Source organism: Plesiomonas sp. PI-19 (assembly GCF_021368255.1).
Taxonomy (GTDB): domain Bacteria; phylum Pseudomonadota; class Gammaproteobacteria; order Enterobacterales; family CAMTGL01; genus Plesiomonas; species Plesiomonas shigelloides.
Map to the genome: position 1 here is coordinate 48,736 of NZ_JAJNMQ010000002.1, position 22,246 is coordinate 70,981.

Annotated in this window: 15 protein-coding genes; 8 read left to right on the top strand and 7 right to left on the bottom strand. The window is 53.4% G+C overall.

What is annotated here, in order from left to right; genetic code table 11:
- Positions 1–510 precede the first annotated feature (510 nt).
- From LQ901_RS15220 to LQ901_RS15230, 3 genes are all read left to right on the top strand, one after another.
- Positions 511–5,832: a peroxidase family protein gene (locus tag LQ901_RS15220; RefSeq protein ID WP_233672404.1), complete on the top strand. Its 5,322-nt coding sequence runs from the start codon at positions 511–513 to the stop codon at positions 5,830–5,832.
- A gap of 73 nt (positions 5,833–5,905) precedes the next feature.
- The gene (locus LQ901_RS15225; protein ID WP_084976836.1) at positions 5,906–7,642 is read left to right on the top strand and encodes a type I secretion system permease/ATPase; all 1,737 of its coding nucleotides are present in this window, start codon (positions 5,906–5,908) and stop codon (positions 7,640–7,642) included.
- Positions 7,643–7,644: 2 nt separating this feature from the next.
- Positions 7,645–8,967 (top strand): HlyD family type I secretion periplasmic adaptor subunit, encoded by a 1,323-nt coding sequence (locus tag LQ901_RS15230; protein ID WP_010863263.1) that lies wholly within the window; start codon positions 7,645–7,647, stop codon positions 8,965–8,967.
- 35 nt (positions 8,968–9,002) lie between these two features.
- On the opposite strand, the gene LQ901_RS15235 is transcribed toward LQ901_RS15230, so the two are convergent.
- Positions 9,003–9,203, bottom strand: a complete 201-nt coding sequence (locus tag LQ901_RS15235) for a hypothetical protein (protein WP_233672405.1) — start codon at positions 9,201–9,203, stop codon at positions 9,003–9,005.
- Between LQ901_RS15235 and LQ901_RS15240 the strand changes: the two genes are divergently transcribed.
- The 3 genes from LQ901_RS15240 (at position 9,202) to nhaC (ending at position 12,139) form a co-directional block, all read left to right on the top strand.
- Positions 9,202–9,732 carry a YbhB/YbcL family Raf kinase inhibitor-like protein gene (locus tag LQ901_RS15240; RefSeq protein WP_010863262.1) on the top strand — a complete coding sequence of 177 codons (531 nt, stop codon included), beginning with the start codon at positions 9,202–9,204 and terminating at the stop codon, positions 9,730–9,732. The two genes, LQ901_RS15235 and LQ901_RS15240, sit on opposite strands and share 2 nt — an antisense overlap.
- 39 nt (positions 9,733–9,771) lie before the next feature.
- Positions 9,772–10,539 (top strand): AraC family transcriptional regulator, encoded by a 768-nt coding sequence (locus LQ901_RS15245; RefSeq protein ID WP_047707302.1) that lies wholly within the window; start codon positions 9,772–9,774, stop codon positions 10,537–10,539.
- A gap of 151 nt (positions 10,540–10,690) precedes the next feature.
- Positions 10,691–12,139 carry a Na+/H+ antiporter NhaC gene (nhaC, locus tag LQ901_RS15250; RefSeq protein WP_178088295.1) on the top strand — a complete coding sequence of 483 codons (1,449 nt, stop codon included), beginning with the start codon at positions 10,691–10,693 and terminating at the stop codon, positions 12,137–12,139.
- A 20-nt stretch (positions 12,140–12,159) separates the two neighbouring features.
- Here nhaC and LQ901_RS15255 read toward each other — a convergent pair whose 3' ends face one another.
- Both LQ901_RS15255 and LQ901_RS15260 read right to left on the bottom strand, forming a co-directional pair.
- Positions 12,160–12,534 (bottom strand): DoxX family protein, encoded by a 375-nt coding sequence (locus tag LQ901_RS15255; protein ID WP_152118156.1) that lies wholly within the window; start codon positions 12,532–12,534, stop codon positions 12,160–12,162.
- 106 nt (positions 12,535–12,640) lie between these two features.
- Positions 12,641–13,114 (bottom strand): DUF417 family protein, encoded by a 474-nt coding sequence (locus LQ901_RS15260; protein WP_152135321.1) that lies wholly within the window; start codon positions 13,112–13,114, stop codon positions 12,641–12,643.
- A gap of 156 nt (positions 13,115–13,270) precedes the next feature.
- On the opposite strand from LQ901_RS15260, the gene LQ901_RS15265 reads away from it, so the two are divergent.
- Positions 13,271–14,152, top strand: a complete 882-nt coding sequence (locus LQ901_RS15265; RefSeq protein ID WP_152135322.1) for an AraC family transcriptional regulator — start codon at positions 13,271–13,273, stop codon at positions 14,150–14,152.
- Positions 14,153–14,221: 69 nt separating this feature from the next.
- Here LQ901_RS15265 and LQ901_RS15270 read toward each other — a convergent pair whose 3' ends face one another.
- The 4 genes from LQ901_RS15270 to ebgR all read right to left on the bottom strand — a co-directional run bounded on the left by LQ901_RS15270 (position 14,222) and on the right by ebgR (position 20,707).
- Positions 14,222–15,667 carry an amino acid permease gene (locus tag LQ901_RS15270; protein WP_010863256.1) on the bottom strand — a complete coding sequence of 482 codons (1,446 nt, stop codon included), beginning with the start codon at positions 15,665–15,667 and terminating at the stop codon, positions 14,222–14,224.
- A 118-nt stretch (positions 15,668–15,785) separates the two neighbouring features.
- Positions 15,786–16,235 carry a beta-galactosidase subunit beta gene (locus LQ901_RS15275; protein ID WP_152135323.1) on the bottom strand — a complete coding sequence of 150 codons (450 nt, stop codon included), beginning with the start codon at positions 16,233–16,235 and terminating at the stop codon, positions 15,786–15,788.
- A 3-nt stretch (positions 16,236–16,238) separates the two neighbouring features.
- Entirely contained in the window at positions 16,239–19,343 is a 3,105-nt protein-coding gene (ebgA, locus tag LQ901_RS15280; protein ID WP_233672406.1) for a beta-galactosidase subunit alpha, read from the bottom strand.
- A gap of 380 nt (positions 19,344–19,723) precedes the next feature.
- On the bottom strand, positions 19,724–20,707 hold the full coding sequence (ebgR, locus tag LQ901_RS15285) for a transcriptional regulator EbgR (protein WP_233672407.1): 984 nt from the start codon (positions 20,705–20,707) through the stop codon (positions 19,724–19,726).
- A 458-nt stretch (positions 20,708–21,165) separates the two neighbouring features.
- On the opposite strand from ebgR, the gene LQ901_RS15290 reads away from it, so the two are divergent.
- Complete coding sequence (locus LQ901_RS15290) at positions 21,166–22,245, top strand: UDP-glucose--hexose-1-phosphate uridylyltransferase (RefSeq protein ID WP_233672408.1); 1,080 nt, start codon at positions 21,166–21,168, stop codon at positions 22,243–22,245.
- The last annotated feature ends 1 nt before the right edge of the window (position 22,246 follow it).

Below are 22,246 nucleotides of genomic sequence, written 5' to 3' on the forward strand. Positions count from 1 at the left end.
GGTTTTGCGCTGTGGTTTTTGGGCTTGCTTAGTCGAGATAACCGGCTTGATTTCACCGCCAGAAGCCCCATCGTGCCTGCATTTGTTGCACGCTTAAGGCGGACGGCTTGATGTATAGGCGTAAAGACCACGCTTAGGACGATATGCAAAAGTATTAAGACCGTTTTTTTTAATTCATAAAAAAGCATGATTGAAGAATGGATAGGGCCGACCATGATTAGCTGTATGGCCTAAAAAGAATCGTCCATTCAACAGCTAATAAAAACGACACCATGTAAGTCCGGTTAGTGCAGGAAAACCTTGTATTTTCTTTCATTCCTAGCGGTGAAGGCGAGCGAGGTTACACCTAGTACTTTTGCATCAGTATATCGTCGTGGGCCATATCAAATGGAATTAAAGCCCATATTAATCATGCAATTAACTCGGCATGATTCGGGTCATTCCTTTCCTGTGCGTAAACCAACGGGGAGTGAATGGGAGTAAATCATTGAAGTGAAAAGGTAATGACGCATGGCCTCACAGTATGATTTTACCGTTACGCTGCATGATCTGGCGTTTATTCTGCAGCAAATCAAGATATCCGAGGCTGCCACCAACAGCGATGGCAGTGTTAATGGCGATGTATTACGCGAGTTAGTCACCAGCCCACTGTTGCCGTATGGCATTCGTACCGTGGATGGGTCGTGGAATAACCTGTTACCGGGGCAAGAGTTGTTTGGCTCAGCCGATCAGACCATGCCGCGGCTCACCGCACTAAACTGGCAAAACGCCGATGCGATGACCAGCTACACCCAGCTGGGCGGGATGGTGATTGACGCCGATCCGCGCATCATCAGTAACTTGATTTCCGACCAAACCGCATCCAACCCCGCTGCGCTGGATGCGTATAACACGCTGGCAGAGGCGCCCGGTGGCGGTACGATTTCCGGCAATAGCAGTTTGTCTATCCCCAACTTGTCGCCGGATATTGGTTTGTCGCCCGCCTTTAACGGCTGGATGACGCTGTTTGGGCAATTCTTCGACCACGGTTTGGATCTGATCCCTAAAGGTGGCAACGGCATTGTGTTTATTCCCCTACAGCCGGATGATCCTTTGTATGTGGCAGGCTCGAATACCAATTTTATGGTATTAACCCGCGCCGAAGTGGATGCCAACCATGAAACCAAAAACCTAACTACCCCGTTTATTGACCAAAACCAGACCTACACCTCCCATCCTTCGCATCAAATATTCCTGCGTGAGTTTACCGTGGTGGATGGCAAACCTGAGCCTACCGGTCATCTGCTGGGTGGTGCCAATGGTGGATTGGCCACGTGGGCCGATGTGAAAGCGCAAGCGCAGTTAATGCTGGGCATTACGCTGACCGATCAGGATATTTTTAATGTGCCGTTACTGGCCACTGACCGCTACGGCAACTTGCTGTTGAGCGAAAACGGCAAAGTACAGATCGTGACGGTTTCTGGGCTGGTGGAGGCCAGCGGTGGCTTGTTACCGGCAGATACGCTGCGTACGGGACATGCGTTTTTAGATGATATTGCCCATAGCGCGGTGCCGAAAGCAGGGCTGGTGGCCGATGCCGATGATGTGATTGGCGGTGAGCAAGCCCCCGGCACCTACGATGATGAGTTGCTGGCGCGCCATTTTATTACCGGTGATGGTCGGGGTAACGAAAACATTGGCTTAACGGCGGTGCATGCGGTCTTCCACGGCGAGCATAATCGGCTGGTGGAGCAGTACAAAACCACCCTGTTGCAAAGTAATGATGTCAATTTGATTAACCAGTGGTTGCTGCCAAATCACCAGATCACGGAGATCCCGGCGGACCCTAGTACCTTGCAATGGAACGGTGAATATCTGTTCCAAGCCGGGCGTTTTGCCACCGAGATGCAATACCAGCATCTGGCGTTTGAAGAGTTTGCCCGTACCGTACAACCGGCGGTAGACCCGTTTGTGTTCTCGAACAGCGCCGATATTAATCCGGCTATTTTTGCTGAATTTGCCCATGTGGTGTACCGCTTTGGTCACTCGATGCTGACGGAAACGGTCGCTCGTACCGATATGGCGATGCAAAGCGATGATATTGGGCTGATTCAAGCGTTCCTCAATCCGGTGGCGTTCAATCAGCTTAATGGCGCGACCGTAACCGATGAGCAGGCGATCGGGGCGATTGTGCGCGGTATGTCACGGCAAGTCGGTAATGAAATTGACGAGTTTATTACCGAGGCGCTGCGCAATAATTTGGTGGGATTACCGCTGGATTTGGGCGCGCTTAACATTGCTCGTGGTCGCGATACAGCCATGCCGACACTGAATCAGGCCCGTGAGCAATTTTTCGAGCTAACCGGTAACAGCCAATTGCGCCCGTACAGCAGTTGGGCCGATTTTGCGTCGTTCTTGAAAAATCCCGCGTCCATCATCAACTTTATCGCGGCCTATGGTCAACATGAGCTGATCCTTAATGCCACCACCCTAGAAGGTAAGCGCGACGCGGTTAATTTCTTACTGTTTGGTGATGGGGTATCGGCACCGCCGGCCGATGCGGTTGATTTTTTCAACAGCACCGGAGAGTGGGCGAGCCGTGAATCGGGCCTGAATATGGTCGATTTCTGGATTGGTGGGTTGGCGGAGCGGAAAAATCAGTTTGGCGGCATGTTGGGGTCGACCTTCAACTTTGTGTTTGAAACCCAGATGGAAATGCTGCAAGACGGCGATCGCTTCTACTACCTGAGCCGGACACAGGGCTTGAACCTGCTCAATGAACTGGAGGCCAACTCCTTTACGGCTTTGGTCATGCGCAACAGCGATCTGGGCCAAGATGGCTCGTCGCACTTGCCGGCGCACCTGTTCCAGACACCGGATCACATTTTTGAAGTCAATCGAGCGCTGCAAACCGAAGCTGATCCCACTTGGGGTAATGCCCTCAAAGATCTGCTGTTCCCTCTGTTGGTGCGCCGCGCGGCCACCACGGATGTTAACGGCGATGGGGCCGCGGATGGCGCTTACCTGAAATATACCGGACAAGGGCATGTGGTGCTGGGCGGCTCGGCGGGTAACGATACTCTGATTGGCGGCGAGGGCATTGACAGCCTTTGGGGCGATGGCGGCGATGATCGCCTCGACGGCGGTGATGAGGCCGACGTGGTACATGGTGGCGATGGCAACGACATCATCACTGATACTGGTACCCCGGTCGGCGGGGCGGATTTCCTGCACGGCGATGCCGGTCATGATGTCATCTTCTCTGGCAACGGTAACGATCTGGTGTTCGGCGGTAGCGGTAGCGACTTTGTGGTGGTAGGCGAAGATGCTCAGGAAGTGTTTGCCGGACGCGATAATGACTTTGTGCTGGGCGGCTCCGGCGGCGATCTGCTGCTGGGTAATGAAGGTGATGACTGGATGGAGGGCGGTGACGGCTTCGACACCTTAGCCGGTGAAAACTCGGAGTTGTTCTTTAACAGCACCATCATTGGTCACGATGTGTTGAACGGTCAAGGTAACGATACCGATTATGATGCCGAAGCTGGTGATGACATCATGTTCCAAGGTGTCGGCATTCAGCGCAATAACGGTATGGCTGGTTTTGACTGGGCCATTCACAAAGGCGATCCGAATGCCGCGAACTCTGACTTGGGCATTCCGATTTTCGTCAATCAGCCAGACTTTATTCTGCGTGACCGCTTTGACTTGGTCGAGGGACTGTCGGGCTGGAGCCACAACGATGTGCTGACCGGCTCTGATCGGCCATTGGGTACCGCACCGGTGCAGGGGGTACCGTTATCCAATAACTTGACCCAAGCCGGTGCTGATCGGATCAGTGGCTTGCAAGCTATCCTCGGTGTGACGCCAGCGGCTAATGCTGATGCGGTACTGTTCAACCCCGATGACGGCAGCGATATCTTGCTCGGCGGTGGCGGCAGCGATCGCATTACCGGTAAAGCGGGCAATGACATCATCGATGGCGATGCTTGGCTGAATGTGCGTATTGCGGTCAGCGGCTTTCCGAGCATTACCAGTGCTGACAGTATGAATGAGCTGAAATCGTTCATGCTGGCCGGTATGCTCAAGCCACATCAGTTGTCTATCGTGCGTGAGATCTTGCATGACGGAGCGAGCGGTGAAACGGATATCGCGGTGTACCGAGATCTCAGCACCAACTATCAATTCACTCGCATGGCAGATGGCAGCGTCCGGGTTGAGCATGCGACACCGGATGCCGCGCTGGGTCTCAATGATGGTACTGACCGCTTGCTCAACATGGAAAAAATGGAGTTTGGCAACGGTGAACAGCTCTGGATCACCGCGCAAGCGGCAACCGGTAACCTGACCATTGATAACCCATCTCCGGCAGTAGGTGATGTGCTACGTGTCAATCTGACCAATTTGCAAGATGGTAACGGGATTGCGGCGGCCGCGGTGATCACCTTGACCTGGCAGGCCTTGATTGCCGGTGAATGGCAAAACCAAGGCGTCGGAACGGAATTTACCGTGGTCGATGCTGTACTGGGTGCGCCGCTGCGGGTGGTGGCTAGCTTCACTGACCGGATGGGCGATGCGGAAACCCTGACATCAGGGCAAACCAGCGCCGTTCTGCCTAAAGATCAGGCCACTACCGGTGCGCCACTGATTAATGATCTGACCCCAACCGAAAGCCTGATGTTGACCGCCGTGGTCAGCGGCATTGCCGATGCGGATGGTTTAACCGGCGGGAATTTCAGCTACCAGTGGCAGATGAGTACCGTGAATGGCTTTGTTGATATTCTCGGTGCTACATCGGCGACCTTCACGCCTGGGCAGTCCGTGGTGGGCAGCCAGCTGCAAGTGGTGGTGACGGTGGTGGATGATGAAGGGAACGCACCGGTGGTGCTGACCTCCGCGCCGACCCAACCGGTGGGTGATCTGCTGGTCGGTAACAACTTAGCCAATACCCTGACCGGTACCGCATGGAGCGATATTCTGCGCGGTGAAGGCAGCAACGATGTACTGAACGGTTTGGCGGGTGACGATTTGCTGGTGGGTGGCGCGGGTAATGACACCCTAAATGGCGGTGATGGCCAAGATACCTTGCAAGGCGATGCCGGTAACGATCGTCTGGATGCTGGACTGGGCGCTGACGCGATGGCGGGCGGCAGCGGTGACGATACCTATCTGGTCGATCACGTTGGCGATCTGGTCACTGAAGCGCTCAATGGCGGCACTGACGTCGTGCAAACCACCCTTGGCAGCTATGTCCTGACCGACAATGTCGAGCAGCTGGTGTTCTCCGGTCTTGGCGATTTCAGCGGGACCGGTAACGGGCTGGCCAACACTCTCACCGGTGGCGCGGGTAACGATGCGTTGTTCGGCTTAGGCGGTAATGACCGGTTGCTTGGCGGAAACGGTAATGACCTGCTGGATGGCGGCGATGGCGTCGATAACCTGCAAGGGGGCAGTGGTAATGACACCCTCGTCGGCGGTGCGGGTGCGGATACCTTACTGGGCGGTGCCGGTGACGACATACTGGTTGGCAGCGCGGGTAACGATCTGATGGATGGTAATGCCGGTAGCGATATCTTCCAGTTTGGCGCTGGATTTGGTCGCGACACCATTGCGGGCTTCGACAGTAATCCGGTGGGGCGTCAGGATTATCTCGATATCAGTCTGCTGGGGATCAATGCCGGTAACTTTGCCAGCAGTGTTGGGATTGCCTCTAACGGTGGTGATGCGCTGATTAACATCGGCAGTAATAGCATCACGCTGGTGGGGGTTAATTCTACCACGATCTCCATTGATGACTTTATTCTGGAGATCCCAGCGCCCCCGGTCATCAATACCAGTGGAACGACCTTGATCTGAGTCTGTCTCTAGCCAACCAGCCCGTTGAGTGTTGCTCAACGGGCTGGATCTCTGACTTTTTGAGGAGAACAGCATGTCGCGACAGCATACACCGACTGAGCTCAAAGAGGCTCTGAAGGGGACCAAGCCCGCTTTTGTTCTGCTGTTGGTGTTCAGCTGTGTGATAAACCTGCTGATGTTGGCGCCGGCTATTTACATGTTGCAAGTCTACGATCGGGTGCTGGTCAGCAAGAACACCACCACCTTGCTGATGCTCACCTTGCTGGTGGTTGGGTTGTATATCCTGATTGCCATGATTGAATCAGCCCGTGCCAGTGTGATGATCCGGCTCGGGAATCGCTTAGATGTGAATTTGAATCAGTTGGTGTTCAGTGCGGCCTTCAAACGCAAAATTGCCACCGGTGATAACAATCCGGCGCAAGCGTTGGCCGAGTTGGCGCAAATCCGGCAATTCCTCAGTGGTAACAGCCTGTTTGCCCTGTTAGATATTCCGTGGACGCCCATTTACCTGCTGATTGCGTTTATTGTGCATCCGCTGCTTGGTTATTTGACCGCCGGTGGGATCGCAATTCTCTTTACCTTGACGCTCATTTCCGAGCTGGTGACTAAACGGCCTATCCAGCAAGCGCACGCCTTAACCATTAACAATGCGGGCAAACTCAATAAGCAATTACAAAACTCCGACGCGATTGAAGCGATGGGGATGTTGTCGGCGCTGCGTCATCACTGGCTGGAGCAACACAATAAAGTGCTGTTACTGCAAACCCAAGCCGCGGATAAAACGGCCAGCCTTAGCAGTATCAGTCGGTTCGTGCGGATCTTGTTGCAGTCTGTGGCATTAGGTGCCGGGGCATTACTGGTGATTGGCGGCTATATCACGCCGGGCTTAATGATTGCAGCTTCGATCATTTTGGGGCGGGCGTTGAATCCGGTAGAGCAAATTATTGGTAGCTGGAAGCAGTTCATCCAGTTTCGTAGTGCTTGGCAGCAATTGTCCACCTTGTTGCAAGAGTACCCGCAGCCCAAAGAGGTGCTGACGCTGCCGCGCCCGAAAGGTCAAATCAGCGTGGAAGGGTTGTTTGCTGCGCCTCCCGGTCAGCATACGCCATCGCTGCGTAATATCTCGCTCAACTTAGAGCCGGGTGAAGTGTTGGGGATTATTGGGCCATCGGCCTCGGGGAAAACATCGCTGGCCAAATTGTTGGTGGGAGTCTGGACTCCGCTGTCGGGCAAAGTACGTATCGATGGCGCGGATATTTGTCAGTGGGACAAAGCGCTGCTCGGGCCCTCTATCGGCTACTTGCCACAAGATGTGGAGCTGTTTGATGGCTCGATCGCGCAGAACATAGCCCGTTTTGGCCACACTGATAGCGAATTGGTGGTGGCTGCGGCGCAATTGGCGGGGGTGCATGAGATGATTTTGCGCATGCCGCACGGTTACGACACCTTACTCGGGGCCGGCGGCCACCAGCTTTCGGGCGGCCAGCGTCAGCGCATTGGCTTGGCGCGTGCGGTGTATAACAACCCTGCTTTTATTGTGCTCGATGAGCCGAATGCCAATTTGGATGACGCGGGGGAGTTTGCGCTGATCAACGCCATCAAGACCTTGCGCTCACAAGGGCAAACCACGGTGATTATCTCGCATCGCCCGACGCTGTTGGGGGTAGTCGATAAAGTGCTGTTACTGCGCGAAGGCGCGGTGCAGGAGTTTGGTCCGCGCGATCAGGTGTTCGCCAATTTGCGGCAGGCCAATATTCTCAAGCCGGTCGCCAGCGCGAGCGCCGGCAACGAACAGCAGCGGGAGGCCTGAACATGAAAAAGACCCATCCGAAAACGACTGGCCCAGTGGATACCAATATCTGGGCGCCGCTGTGGCGTGGAATTATCGTGATAGTGCTCGGCGTTGGGGGCTTTGTGCTGTGGTCGGCGCTGGCGCCGTTGGATGCGGGCGTCGTGGCCGATGGCACGGTGACGGTTTCCAGTAATCGCAAAACCATTCAGCATTTAAGTGGCGGTCGCGTTACCGATATTTTTATCGGTGAGGGGGAGGCGGTTAAAAAAGATCAGGTCTTATTGCGCTTAGATAAAACCCAGCTCGACATGCGTTACAGCGCCTTGGTGGCGCAATATGTGCTGGCGAAAAGCATTGAGGATCGGCTATTAGCCGAGCGTGATGGGTTAGCGCAGATCCCATTCAGTGATGCGCTAACGCAGCAATACTCCGGTTATAAGCGGCTAGCGGAAATTCGCCGTTTGCAGGCCAAATTATTCGATACGCGGCGCCAAACCGTGCAGGGTGAGCTGTCGATGATCCAAGAGACGCTCGATGGTTTGCAAGGGCAAATTGATAACCTCAATAAAATCAAAGGGTATCGTGAGCATCAATTCAGTTTGATCAATAAAGAACTGGGCGCGGTGCGCGCGTTGAGTGAGAAGAAATACTACCCCAAAGCGCAGTTGCTGGTGTTAGAGCGCGAGGCGGCGGAAATCTCGGGCAGTGTGTCGGAGGATATTTTGAATATCGCCAAGCTCAAATCTCAACATAATGAGCTGAAAATTAAGGCCTATCAGGTACATCATGAATATATTCGTGAAGTGGAATCGGAGCTGACCTTAAAACAAAAAGAGATTGCGATGCTCGAGGATGAATTGGTGTCGACCAAACATGAATTGGACAACACCGAGATCCGCTCACCCACCGACGGTATTGTGTTGGATGTGAAAGTCAGCACCGTGGGCGGGGTGATCCAGCCCGGGGAGCATTTGATGGATATCGTGGCCGCCGATCAGCCGCTGCAAATCGATGCTAAAGTGCCGGTGCATGCCATCGATAAATTGGTCCCGGGGTTGACTGTCGATGTACTGTTTCCTGCGCTCAACCATGCCTTGCTGCCGTCTATTCCGGCGCAGGTGTTGACGGTGTCGGCTGACCGCTTGACGGATGAACTGACCCAACAACCGTATTACTTGGCGGAAGTGCAAATCTCGCCAGAAGGTCAACATTTGCTGGGCGATTACAAAATTAAAGCCGGTATGCCGGCCAGTGTGACCATTAAAACCGGTGAACGTACCTTGATGAGTTATCTGTTTAAGCCGATGCTGGCGCGTTTGGAGTTGGCGTTTAAAGAGTATTGATGACGCGTGTTTGTATACTCATTGGCGGTATTTTTTCAGGTGCCGAAGGTCGGTTGAGCGGCTTTCGGCGCTTTCTGCACTTTAGGCGTTATCTTTTGCTCGAACCCTCCCATTAAAAAAATAACGCAGCGGCTCATTAGTGGCGACTTATCGCATTCATTGAGCTGTTGTGTTACTTTTTTCGCAGGCCGGAACGCTAGACTGAGCTTCGTTAACTGATAACGGAGAATCATCATGAAAGCAGCTTCCTTACTCACATTAATGGCCGCGGTTTCTTTTGGCGCTTCCGCCATGACCTTGAACAGTAGCGATATTCAAGAAGGCTCTCGGATGGCAGAGACTTTTGCCTTCAACGGGATGGGCTGTAACGGTGAAAACCAATCACCGCAGCTGACTTGGCGTGATGCGCCTGCCGGTACGCGCAGTTTTGCGATCACTGCGCACGATCCGGATGCACCAACCGGCAGCGGCTGGTGGCATTGGGTGGCGGTAGATATTCCGGCGACGCAGCATGCGTTAGCGCGCGGCGCTTCTGGGCACATTAAAGGCGCGCGCGAAATGCGTAACGATTATGGCTTTGTCGGTTACGGTGGCGCGTGCCCACCAAAAGGCGAGGGCATGCACCGCTATGAGTTTACGGTTTGGGCGTTGCCAACGGAAAAATTGGAATTGCCGGAAAACGCGTCTAATGCGTTAGTGGGCTTTATGCTGAACAGCTCGGCGTTAGGTAAAGCCACCCTGACTGCCACTTATGTAAATGAATAATTGATTGGGCACCTTCTTGTGTGCCACGGAGTGATGATGATGCGCCGGACACTGATCCAAGCCTCGGAATTCAAAGGGGTACGTAAACAACCTTTGCATAATGTGCTGATTGGGACACCGGCGATCATCTGGGTGACGCAGGGGGAAAAACAGTTGTGGTGGCATGACCAAACCTTGAGTTTTGCCGCTGATCATTGGCTGCTGATCCCCGCCAGTCAGTATTTGACCTTCGTCAACATGCCGCAGGCGGGCCAGTTTTATTCGCGGATGCTGACCTTGCATGCGGCGCCGCCTGCGGAGTGGTTGACGGACGCACCCTCGGCGCTCGATGCGCCGCGGGTGGCAGTGACACCGCAGTTAGCCTATTGCTTTGATTTGCTCTGGCAGATGCCTAAGCAAAATCTGGCTCCGGCCACACAAGCTTGTCTGCTACAGGCGCTGTATGCCGAATTACACGCGGCGGGCGCATTGTCGCAATTGTTTCCAACGCGTGTCGATTCAGTACGCGAGCGCTTGGTGACCTATCTGGGAGTGAATCCGGGGGATGAGCACCGGATTGAAACGGTGGCCGCGCATTTTGCCATGAGCCGCGCAACTTTGATCCGCCGCTTGGCCGCCGAAGGCACGACCTTCCGTCAAGTGCTGACGGAGGTGCGTATGGGCTATGCGTTGGGTTTGCTGCAACAGGCGCACAGCCAAACCGAGGTCGCAGTGGCGTGCGGTTATCAGTCGGCGGCGCGTTTTTCCTCACGTTTTCGCCAGCAATTTGGTTTAACGCCACGCCAATATGTGCAGACGCTCAACTGAGGCTGCCGAGTGGTGGTTTACTCGGAGCGTAACATCGGCAGCTTGGGTGATAAAACGACAGTAAGTAGTATATCCTTATACTTTAGCGGTGTTTGTCTGCTAACGCAGTGCTTATACTCGAAGCAAACTACGCTAATAATCTGGGATGGTTATGTCTTCAACCCCATCGAACGCTTCATCGACAACCCAGCCGAGTAAAACCGCGGCTTACTCCATTCTGGTTTTGATCATCGCAACACTGGCCGCCGGTATGCCGTATCAGGTGGATATTAAGATCCTGTTGCTGCTGGCGTTAACCTTCACGGTGCTGATTGCGATGCTCGATGGTTGGCGCTTTACGCTGATCATGGACAAAATGCGCAGCGGGATCGTGCGCGCATTTCCCGCGCTGTGTATTTTTATCCTGATTGGTGCATTGATCGGCAGTTGGATCCAAGGCGGGATCATCCAAACCCTGATTTTCTATGGCTTACAGATTTTAAGCCCAGCCTTCTTTTTACCGGCCGGTTTGCTGGTTTGTAGCGTGGTTTCGCTGGCGACCGGTACCTCATGGGGCACCGCCGGTACCATGGGGGTGGCGTTTATGGCTATGGGACAAGTGCTGGGGATCCCCGCGCCCATCACCGCAGGCATGGTCGTTTCGGGCGCGTTTTTTGGCGACAAACTCTCTCCGTTATCGGATACCACCAATCTGGCCGCTGCCGCCACCGGTGCCGATTTATTTGCGCATATCCGTTCGATGTTACTCACCACGGTGCCTTCTTATTTGCTCAGTCTGGTCGCATTTTATGCGGTCGGGCGGCATTACCATCTGGCGCAGAGTGCCAGCAGTACGCAGGTCAGCGAATTGTTGCAGGCGCTGCAACAGCATTTTGTGATTAGCCCATGGTTATTGCTGCCGATAGTGGCGGTGCTGCTGATGAGTGTGCTGCGGGTACCAGCCTTGATTGCGCTGATGGGCGGCGCCTTACTGGGTGTACTGTGCAGTGTGGTGGGGCAAGGTGACTCGGTGGCCAGTGCGCTCAATGCCATGAATAGTGGCTATGTCAGCCACAGTGGTGTGGCAACGCTGGATACGTTGCTCAATCGCGGTGGCATTATCAATATGATGGGCACCTTTGCGCTGTCATTTATGGCGCTGTGTTTGGGCGCACTATTGGATGAGTTGGGCTATTTGCGGGTGGCCATGCAGGGATTATTGCAGCAGGTGAAACGGCTGGGCTCGCTGGTGGCGTTGGTGATTGGGGCGTGCTTTGTCACCAATGGTTTGATGGGCGAGGTGTATCTGTCGATTATCGTGAACGGTAATCTTTTTCGCCAAGAGTTTGTCCAGCGCGGTTTGCAGCCGGCCATGCTTAGTCGCACCTTGGAAGAGGGGGCGACCTTAACTGGGCCGTTGATCCCGTGGACCACCGCTGGCGCCTTCATGGGCGGGGTGTTGGGGGTGTCGGCATTCGATTATGCGCCGTATACCTTTTTGAATCTGATTAATCCGTTGTTGGCGATTGTGTTTGCCTTTGGCGGGTTAGCGGTGCTGCGCGATCCCGCTAAGCCGATACCTTCTGAGCCAACAAAATCGAAGCTGAATTCTGCCGAGTAAGCGTTTTTATCCATAGCGGTTCATAAAAAGCCGGTCAGAGACTCTGACCGGCTTTTTTTGTTGGCTAATAGCGGTATCGGTTGTTGCACAGCAAACAGACCAACCAGCATTGTGAGCGCGACGACTAACATGCCGTATTCCGCATGCGCGATGTGGGTCGCGCAAGCGCCGAGCATAAGGGCGCTTAATCCCCAACAGGCTGCGCGGCGGGTGATGGCAAGCAGCAAACCTAACGAGCCAGCCACTTCGAGTGCGCCAATCACATACATCAATTCGTGCGGATAACCCCAGCGGTTAAAGGCAGCAATTTCAAAGGGCAAGCCAAGCAATTTTGCGGCGCCAGAGGCGAAAAATACGGCCAGTAATAGATAGAGTAAACTTCGCTGTCGAGTCATAAACGGGGCCTCTTATGGCGTTAACCCTTTGCTTATCGCGGGTTAACAAACAATAGGTGGCGCGGAGTCTGCGTATTGGCGATAGCGAAGACTCCGCGCCTTATGCTTATTGTGGGTTTAGCGCGCCTGCACACGTGTGCTGAGTGCGGCGGTGTAACGTGATGGTTTGTATCGCCACGCCCAAGAACACCAAATCTTTAAAGATGAAAAACTCGGTGGTGAGAACACCATCGACCACTTTCCATGCCCCCGGTAAGGTGAATAAAAAGCTGAGAGTCACTAAAAACGTGATGGTTGCTGCCCAGCCGCTCCAGTAACCAATCACCGGTTTCCATAACCCCACGACTAGGCCAACAGCGGTTAGGATCTCCAGCGTACCTATCAGGTTGGATATGGCTTGTTCAGAGGCAAAGTGATACATCCAGCTCATTAGCGGGTGGCTGGCAACCAGCGGTTTAATGGCCTGCGCTTCGGTTGGGGTGAACTTAAAAATACCGATCCACACCAAGGTGAGTACGACCCCCAGTAGCGCGAGTAGATAACCTTTATTGTATTGCGATAATTTATTGCAGTGTGACATTGCGCCTCCTCAATGGGTCATGAGCCCTGAGTGATTAATCCGTTATGTCAGAAATGCTGACGTTACCTGGGCTTACCTTTTCAGAGCTTGAGTTTGCTTGAGTTGCGAAGTGGGTTTGTTACCATGCGTCTTTTAAAATAGACCGGTCGTCTCAAAATGGATTTATTGTCACGCCTGCTGAGTCAGTCAGCGCCACAAACGCACCTGTTTTTTGCCGGTAACTTATGCGAGCGTTCGGAAAGCCGTGATTACCCTGATGGTGGGCACTTGCACTTGCTGCGTCGCGGTGAGCTGGTGTTGTCGGATGAGACCGGTGGGCGTTGGCAGCTGACAACGCCGACGCTGGTGATGTTTCCCAAAGGTCGCGCCCATCGCCTTGAGCCGCAGCAATTAGCGGGATGCGATCTGGTGTGCGCCAGTTTCTCATTAGGGCCAAATACGGACTCCCCCTTACAGCAAGCGTTGCCGGAGGTGCTGGTGTTACCGCTCAGTGAGGTCGCCTTACTGGAGCCGGTGCTCACGATGCTGTTTGATGAGGCCTTTGCGGCGCGCTATGGGCAAACATCAATGCTGTCGCGACTGCTCGAGATGCTGATCATCTTATTGCTGCGCTATATCGTGGCGCAGGGCTTGTGTCAGCACGGGATGCTGGCGGCGTTGTCGGATAGCAAACTGGCCAAAGCCATGTTGCTCATGCATGAGCGTAAAGATGAGCCGTGGACGGTTGCCTCGTTAGCGCAAGGGGCTGGGATGTCACGGGCGCGCTTTGCCGAGCATTTTCAGCGTCTTATCGGCCAATCCCCTTTGGCGTATTTAACCCAACTGCGTATGACGCAGGCCTGTCAGCAGTTGCTGCAAGGCCAGTCGGTGTTAGCGGTGGCGCTGAGTAACGGCTATAGCAGTCAGACGGCGTTTTCGCGTGCGTTTGTGCGTGCGATAGGAATGAGTCCGGCACGCTGGTTGAAAGCGCAGCAGGCCAAAACCGCGCATGATGCGCGCTTGCCGTTTAGCCATAACGGTAACGCTGACGCGCAATAAAAAAATCCGAAACTCTTAACGAGTTTCGGATTGGTATTAGCGCTGGCTTTTACGCCATTTTCTGTTGCATTACGAGGCTTGGGTAGAAACCTGAGTGGTTGGCTGCGCTTCTTTGGCTCGCGCTTCCTCTGTCAGTGAGGCTTCGTATTTGTTGTATTTCCACCAAGCAAAGCCCAAGAAAATCACAATCCCGCCTACGTTGTAGAAGATGATGGTCATGATGTCCGCGCCGGTTGGGAAGGTGGACGCCAAGAAGCCCACCGCAAAAATCATCATCAGTACTGAAACTACTGCAATACCGGTGGTACGTGAGCCCATTTTGAAGTCACGTGGCAGGTGATCCAGTTTCAAGCGCAGGTTCAGGTATGCCAGCATGATGAACAGCGGCGGCAGCATGGAGGCCGCAGCGGTCATGTTGATCACGGTGTTCATCAGATCTTGCGCGGTGTTTGAGCCCATGGTTGGGATCAGCATCAGTGGCAGCACAATCAGGTATTGGATCCACGCTGCGCGTGCCGGTACGCCATTTTCGTTCAGCTCAACGGTCTTCTTACCAAAAATGCCTTCAGGGATTTCAGAGAAGAAGATTTTCACTGGGGTCGCGGTCCACATCAGCAGTGAGCCGAACATGGCGGTGAAGGATACCAGACCGACAAAACGGTTCATCAATACCGCAGGTAGACCAAAGTAAGACGCCAGACCTTCGAACACTTGCACAGAGCCGCCGGTGTATTTCAGGGTATCACTTGGCACAAATACGTTAATCAGCAAAGAGGCGATGGAGTACAGCGCGCCGATGAAGATACCGGCAATGATGATCACTTTCACGAAAGACTTAGAACCGCCTTTCACGTCATTCACATATACCGCAACCGATTCCGCGCCACCCGCAGCCATAAAGATCCAAGTGGTAATACCCAAAAACGCCCAGCTGAAATCCGGGATCATGGCATCAACGGTAATCGGGTCAGCCGGCTGTACGCCACCGATTAACGCCGCGCCCGCTAACAGAATGTAGGACATCGTCAGCAGCAGCATCAGGGAGGAGGTCACTGAGGTGATAGGGCCCAGCATCTTAGCGCCATTGGTCGACACATAGGTGGCAAAGGCGAACAAAATCATGCTCAGACCGGTGGTTGCCAGCGGTGTGAGGATGTATTCGTAGCCCAAAAACGCATACGAGGCGTAGGCGATTACGCGCGGTAACAGTGAGGTGAAGAAGAACAGGTTCACGAACCAGTAGGTGTAGGCCGAAATGAAGGCCCAACGACCGCCGAGCGAACTTTTCACCCACGCGTACACACCGGCTTCGGAGTTTTTATTCAATGACACGAATTCCGCGATGATCAAGCAAAACGGAATAAAGTAAAAAATGGTAGCCAGAAAGAACATCGGCGCGGAAGCCAGACCGATTTCGATGTTGTTGTTGATGACATTGTTAAAGCTGAAGACCGCCGCAAAGGTGAGCGACAGTAACCCGAACTTACCTATCGTATTCCGTTTGGTATCAGACATCATCCATCTCCAGGATTGTGTTTTATTGTGGGCCGAAAGGGCAGGTGGCAGGGTAGGGACAGTCCTGCACCTTTCGGCTTTTTTGTTTCGGTGTTAGCAGTGACAAAGCATCGGGTTGTTACTTATTCAGGAAGTAACCGTCTTCAATGGTGACTTTCAGCACCACTTTGCGCACCTGTTCGCCGCTTACGCAGCGATAAGCACAGCTGTTGTCATAGATGGCGACTTGCCCTTCGCGCAGCTCGCGGGTTTCGCCTTGGCCGTGTAGAAATTCACGATCAGTCTCGTCGCGGTAGGCTTCCAGCACTGTCAGGTTAGCTTTAGGTGCAAACTCCACCTGCTCACGACCGGCTAAGTAGTAGTGCACATCGAAGTAGCGGCGATTGCCTTCAAAGCACTGCGCTGGGATGACACCGTCTTGCACCATGTACACCAGCGAGTCGCCGATGGAGTGCATCACGCCATCTTGAATGTTGCCGATGTTATTGATGGCTTCTACGCAGCGGTTCCATTTGCGGCCGTTGCGGTAGACTTGTTGGAACTGTTCCAAACTCTCTAACACGATCATGAATTACGCCTCATTCTCGGATGGGGTGGACTCGGATGGAGTGGCGAAGAAATCGGTAGCAAACTGATGCTTGGCCAGCGCCGTGGCGCTGCAATCACCGGCTTGTAACGGCATCAGGGTCAGGCCGTAGGCAAAGCGGTCCATGTACACGCGATAAGAGTCGAGCACTTCGCTGCCCCACGAGTTAGAGCCCAAGCCCATCACTTGATGGTCCAGATTCAGGGTGATGTATCCGCTCTTTTCCAGCTCGTTGGTGTGCTGGGCCTGATGCAGGTTCTGGTTGGTGTAGAACCACGCGCTGAAGTTGATTTCTTGCTGCGGTTTAACCAGCAAACCACTGCCATGGCGGTCAGTGAGCGCTGCCCAACGGGTGTTCTGACGGTTGCCGTTGTTTTGCGGGAACGGGTAGTTCTCGAACATGTCAGCCACGGTGGTGTGGTACACATCAATCAGGTTGGCTTGGCAGCTGTCTTGATAGTTCTCTTCTGGGCCGCGGCCATAGTAGGTCACTTGGTCAAAGTCAGCGTGAATGCCTAAATCCAAACCAATCACTGGGATGACGTGTGGGTAGTCGCCATAACGTTCGCCGCTTAACGCCACATTCAGTTGGCCTTGGGCATTGATCTGGTAGCGATAGGTGCAGCGCATGCCAAAATCAAACACCGGTGGTGCGATGATGCTGGTGGTGGTGATATTGATGACCTCACCACACTCGCTCACGTCCATCTGGCGGAAGTGCTCTTGCATGATAGGCAAGTGCGCAGGCTCCCACAGACCTTGATGCTCTTGCTTGTGGTTATCGATCATCGGTTTGAAGAAATTCAGCTTAGGTGCTGACTGGATCAGCTCTTTACCGTTCACCTGCCACGAGGTCAGCTTGCCGTTGACCTTGGAAAAACGCAGGCAGAAGTTATGTCCGCTGATGGTGTGTGACAGGCGATCTTCGCTGCGCTGCAAGGCGATCGCGTTGTGGTTGATGTACAGCGGCGCACAAGCGGTATTGGCCTTGAGGTTAAATTGATAGACCGCGATGTCGTGATTGGCGGCGCAGTATGGCGTGCGTGAATCTTTACGTACCGTGAAGTTGATAAAGGTTTCCCGCTCATCCAACGCCGGCAGCGTCAGTTGCACTTCGCGTTCGGAGTCTGCAGGCAGGCCGATCACTTTGAACTGCTGGGTGGCGAGCGTTTCCCCTTCAGCGCGCACTTCGGCGGTGATGGTGTAGTCATCCAGCGTGGAGAACCAGAACTTGTTGCTCACCACAAACTGGCCATTGCTGGCATCTAATGCGCGGATTTTCACCGGCGCAATCACTTGCTTGTACTCTTTCAGGCCTGGGCTTGGAGTTTGATCGGGGTAGATCAGGCCATCCATACAGAAGTTGTAGTTATTCGGGTAATCACCGAAGTCGCCACCGTATTTGTAGAAGGCGTTACCTTGTTCATCACGGGCGAAGATGCCGTGATCGCACCATTCCCACACATAGTGACCTTGGATGTGTTTGTGACGATAGAACACATTTTGGTATTCGGTTAAGCCGCCGGGGCCATTACCCATCGCGTGGGCGTATTCGCAGATAATGCGAGGCTTAGCATGCGGATGCTCGCCGAAGTGATTCATCAGCTGGGCGCGCGAGTACATGGTGGAGATCACATCGACCACTTCGGCGTCACGATCTTCTTCGTAGTGCACCAAACGGGTGTCATCCAACGCTTTGGTGGCGTGGTACATGGCGCGGATATTACAGCCATAACCGGACTCGTTACCCAATGACCACATGATGATGGAAGGGTGATTTTTCTGCGCATGCACATGACGCACGGCGCGATCAACGAACATCGCTTCCCACTCTGGATCATCGGTGATACGGCTCAGATCACCGACGTTGGCAAAGCCGTGGGTTTCAACATCGGTTTCGGCCATCACAAACAGACCGTAGATATCGCACAGCTCGTAAAAACGCGGATCGTTCGGGTAGTGCGCGGTGCGTACCGAGTTGATATTGTGCTGCTTCATCAGGATCAGGTCTTTTTCGACGCGATCCATGCCCACGGCGCGACCTTTGAGGTGATCGTTATCGTGGCGATTCACCCCGTGCAACATCACGTAGTGATTGTTGATGTAGAACAGGCCATCGCGCACCTTGATATCACGAAAGCCCACGCGCTGCGGGATCACTTCCACTGTCTGGCCATGCGCATCGCGCAGCGTCAGCATCAGGCGATACAGGTACGGGTTTTCCGCGCTCCACGCTATCGGATTGAATACATCGATAGCAAACGTGGTGCGGGCGCGCTGGTCGATATTCAGGTTATCGCAGCAGCCTTCGGCGATAATTTGTGCGCCATCATACAGGGCATAACCCAGGCTATAGCCTTGCGCGACGGTGGTTTGCAGGTTTTCCAGCTCAACATGGCAGGAGAGGGTGGCGCTCTGGTAATCAGAAGCAAAGTCGGTGCGCACGGTAAAGTCTTGCACATGCACCGGCTCTTTACCCACCAGATACACGTCACGGAAAATGCCGGCGGTCCACCACATGTCTTGGTCTTCGATGTAGGTGGAATCCGCCCATTGCATCACGCGAACTGACAACAGGTTTTCACCTTGCTGCACCAGCGCAGAGATATCAAATTCGGCAGTCAGGCGGCTGCCTTTGCTAAAGCCAGCATACTGGCCGTTGATGTAGATTTCAAAATAGGTTTCGACGCCATCGAATTTCAAGATGGTTTGTTGGTTGTTCCAGCCTTCGCCCAGCGTGAAGGTGCGCTGGTAAGCGCCGGTTGGGTTATCGGTCGGCACAAACGGCACATCAATTGGGAACGGGAACCCTTCGTCGGTGTATTGCAGGTCGCCGTGGCCTTCCATCTGCCACATGTTTGGCACGGTGATGTGGCCCCAATCGCGCATCGGCGCGGAATAAAACTCATCCGGCACCAGCAGTGGATTGCTGAAATAGTGGAAAGACCATTGGCCGCTGAGCAGCATAAAGCGATGGCTGAGTTCGCGCTGGAACGTCTGCGCTTTTTCAGGGCAGTCATAGCCAAAGAAGTAGGCCCGCGGAGCCATCCGGTTCTCATGCAGACGGTGGATGTTTTCCCAATTGTTCACGTTTTATTCTCCTCTCGGCATGGCCATTTCGCGTTGCTACTTAGGGCCACTTACCGATGTCATTCGTAAAAGCGGGTACGGATTCTTGAAAACATATTAGTAAAAATTTACTAAATAAAATCAGTAAAAGTTGTTTTACTTAAACGCGATCACGAAAACGGTGAGATTTTGAACATGGGCTGTGATCGGGATAAAAATTATCCACGTATTGAAGGGGTAAAAACGGTAGGGAAGAGGGGGGAGAAGATAAGCTGGCGAAAAGGACGTGTGGAGTGGGAAATGGCGATGCTTGCTGTGATATCTGCGCTGCTTGCGAGGAGGCGCGCAGCGCAATAGGCATGTGGTTTTTTGCGCGTTGCTGATGTTCGACAGTGGCGCCGTTAGCGTGTGGTGCCGCGTAACTTCAGCTTCGTTGGAACATACACTTGCAGTGGCAGAGCGCGGCCATCGCGCGCTTTTTCCACCAACATGTTGACCCCTTGTATCCCCATCATTTCGGAGTGGATACGCACCGTGGAAAGCGGTGGATAGGTAAAGCGGGCGGTTGGAATATCATTTACGCTAATCAGCGAGATATCGTGCGGGATCTGCAACCCGTGTTCCAGCAACGCGCGCAGTACGCCGATCGCGATAGAGTCAGAGGCAATAAACAAGGCTTGTGGCCGCTGGGAATGACTCAGCATCTCACGGGCTAGGTGGTAGCCGGAGGCACTGGAAAAGTCACCGCGATAGATATCGCTGTCACGCACCACGCCTTTTAGCTGACCGTATTCGGCAAAGGCCATTTCGCGAATATCGGCACGGCCGGGGGCATCTTGTCCGCCGATAAAGCCAATGCGGTCAATTCCCTGACTGATATAAAAATCAATCACTTCCTTGCTGATTTTGGCCAAATCAATGTCGACCGAATCATAGCTAGACTTATCATCGTGAAAATCCAAACAGCAGATATTGTCAGTTAACTGCGCCGCCCGCTGGATAACCGTGTGGCTGGTTTTACCCACCAGCAAGATCCCCGTAACCTTCTTTAGCTCTGGATCTATCCCACTTTCGTAGCTGTTGGTCAGCTGCAAACCCAGTTTTTCGCATTGGGTTTCAATGCCATGGCGAATCGATAGGTAGTAGGGGTCATTGATTTCGGCATCTTGGCGGTAGTTATACAGCGCCAGAATGTGGTGCTCGGGGATCGCCGCCACATGGGCTTTTTTGGCGCTGCTGGTTTTGTACTCCAGCTTTTCGGCAATCTCCAAAATGCGGTGTTTGGTTTCTTCCTTAACGCTTAAGGAAGGGTCGTCATTGAGTACGCGCGAGACGGTTGCCAGCGATACTCCTGCTTCCGTTGCAATATCTTTTAACGTGGCCATGTTGTTATCTCTGTCGCTATCTCGTGTTTGCCATTTGGCGGCGTAGCTTGGCTGTGTGCTTTAGTGTGGTGGCGCAGCACTGCATGTAAAACAGCGCGTAAAAAAGCACGTAAACAGCTCGCAAAGGCAGTCGTTAACGGCATTGTAAATTATGCCGCAAAATATGCATTCATTTTTAGTAAAACAGACAATTTATATCCGACTCGGTTTTTCACGTGTCATAGATCACACTAGCATGGCATTTACTGAATTAAATAATGTTTTAGTAAAATTTTACCTTTGCCATTTTGATCACGGAACCCAAATAGAGGGGTTGTTAATCTGGTCATCAATCACATGAACCAGACTGAGGATCGCGAGGGTAAGCAAAACGCTGGCTATCGAGGTATCCACAGTGCTCTGCCACCCGCCCAATGACGCTATTCGCGCGGGTAGGGCGGCATGACAGGAGAAACCCTATGCAAGTTACCTCTGCGGCGTTTGTCGCTGGGTTGGATCCGGCTAACGATCCACATCGCCGTTATAACCCACTGACCGGCCAGTGGGTCTTGGTTTCCCCGCATCGCGCGCAGCGCCCGTGGAGCGGACAAGACGAAGCCCCTGCCGTACAGGCGCTACCAAGTTATGAACCCAAGTGCTTCTTGTGCCCGACCAATACGCGTATTTCCGGCGATGTGAATCCTGATTACGCGGGCACCTATGTATTCAGTAATGATTTTGCGGCGTTGAAAACCGATACGCCGCAGATTAGCGCGCAAGATAACCCGCTGTTTCAAACCCAAGGGGTGCGCGGACTGAGCCGAGTGATCTGCTTTTCCCCCGATCACAGTAAAACTCTACCGGAATTATCCTTGCCGCAGATTGAAGGTGTGATTGAGACATGGAATGCCCAAATTGAAGAGTTGGGGAAAACCTATCTGTGGGTGCAGGCGTTTGAGAATAAAGGCGAAACCATGGGCTGCTCGCAGCCCCATCCGCATGGCCAAATCTGGGCGAACAGTTTTCTGCCCAATGAAATTGCACGTAAAGATCAGCATTTAGAAGCGTATTACCAGCAATATGGCAGCAATTTATTGCTCGATTATGTGGCCGCCGAGCTGCGCGATGGGGCGCGAATTGTTACGGAAACCGAGCATTGGGTGGCGTTAGTGCCGTACTGGGCGGCGTGGCCATTTGAGACCATGCTGCTACCGAAAGCGTCGGCGCGCCGCATGAGTGATTTAAGCGCGGCGCAGCGTAGCGATTTAGCGTTGGCATTGAAACAGCTAACCAGCCGCTACGATAACTTATTCCACTGTGCATTCCCGTACTCCATGGGCTGGCATTACGCACCGTTTTTTACCGATGGCCGTGACACCGCGCATTGGCAGTTGCATGCATTGTTCTATCCGCCACTGCTGCGTAGCGCATCGGTGCGCAAATTTATGGTCGGCTATGAAATGCTGGCGGAAACGCAGCGCGATATTACCCCAGAGCAAGCTGCTCAGCGTTTACGCGATGTCAGTGATATTCACTATAAAGACAGCGCGCAAGGATGAT

Excerpts from the sequence above, each read along its gene's own strand:
- LQ901_RS15220 (WP_233672404.1), top strand. The coding sequence starts at position 511 with ATGGCCTCACAGTATGATTTTACCGTTACGCTGCATGATCTGGCGTTT.
- LQ901_RS15225 (WP_084976836.1), top strand. The coding sequence starts at position 5,906 with ATGTCGCGACAGCATACACCGACTGAGCTCAAAGAGGCTCTGAAGGGG.
- LQ901_RS15230 (WP_010863263.1), top strand. The coding sequence starts at position 7,645 with ATGAAAAAGACCCATCCGAAAACGACTGGCCCAGTGGATACCAATATC.
- LQ901_RS15240 (WP_010863262.1), top strand. The coding sequence starts at position 9,202 with ATGAAAGCAGCTTCCTTACTCACATTAATGGCCGCGGTTTCTTTTGGC.
- LQ901_RS15235 (WP_233672405.1), bottom strand. The coding sequence starts at position 9,203 with ATGATGATTCTCCGTTATCAGTTAACGAAGCTCAGTCTAGCGTTCCGG.
- LQ901_RS15245 (WP_047707302.1), top strand. The coding sequence starts at position 9,772 with ATGCGCCGGACACTGATCCAAGCCTCGGAATTCAAAGGGGTACGTAAA.
- nhaC (WP_178088295.1), top strand. The coding sequence starts at position 10,691 with ATGTCTTCAACCCCATCGAACGCTTCATCGACAACCCAGCCGAGTAAA.
- LQ901_RS15255 (WP_152118156.1), bottom strand. The coding sequence starts at position 12,534 with ATGACTCGACAGCGAAGTTTACTCTATCTATTACTGGCCGTATTTTTC.
- LQ901_RS15260 (WP_152135321.1), bottom strand. The coding sequence starts at position 13,114 with ATGTCACACTGCAATAAATTATCGCAATACAATAAAGGTTATCTACTC.
- LQ901_RS15265 (WP_152135322.1), top strand. The coding sequence starts at position 13,271 with ATGGATTTATTGTCACGCCTGCTGAGTCAGTCAGCGCCACAAACGCAC.
- LQ901_RS15270 (WP_010863256.1), bottom strand. The coding sequence starts at position 15,667 with ATGTCTGATACCAAACGGAATACGATAGGTAAGTTCGGGTTACTGTCG.
- LQ901_RS15275 (WP_152135323.1), bottom strand. The coding sequence starts at position 16,235 with ATGATCGTGTTAGAGAGTTTGGAACAGTTCCAACAAGTCTACCGCAAC.
- ebgR (WP_233672407.1), bottom strand. The coding sequence starts at position 20,707 with ATGGCCACGTTAAAAGATATTGCAACGGAAGCAGGAGTATCGCTGGCA.
- LQ901_RS15290 (WP_233672408.1), top strand. The coding sequence starts at position 21,166 with ATGCAAGTTACCTCTGCGGCGTTTGTCGCTGGGTTGGATCCGGCTAAC.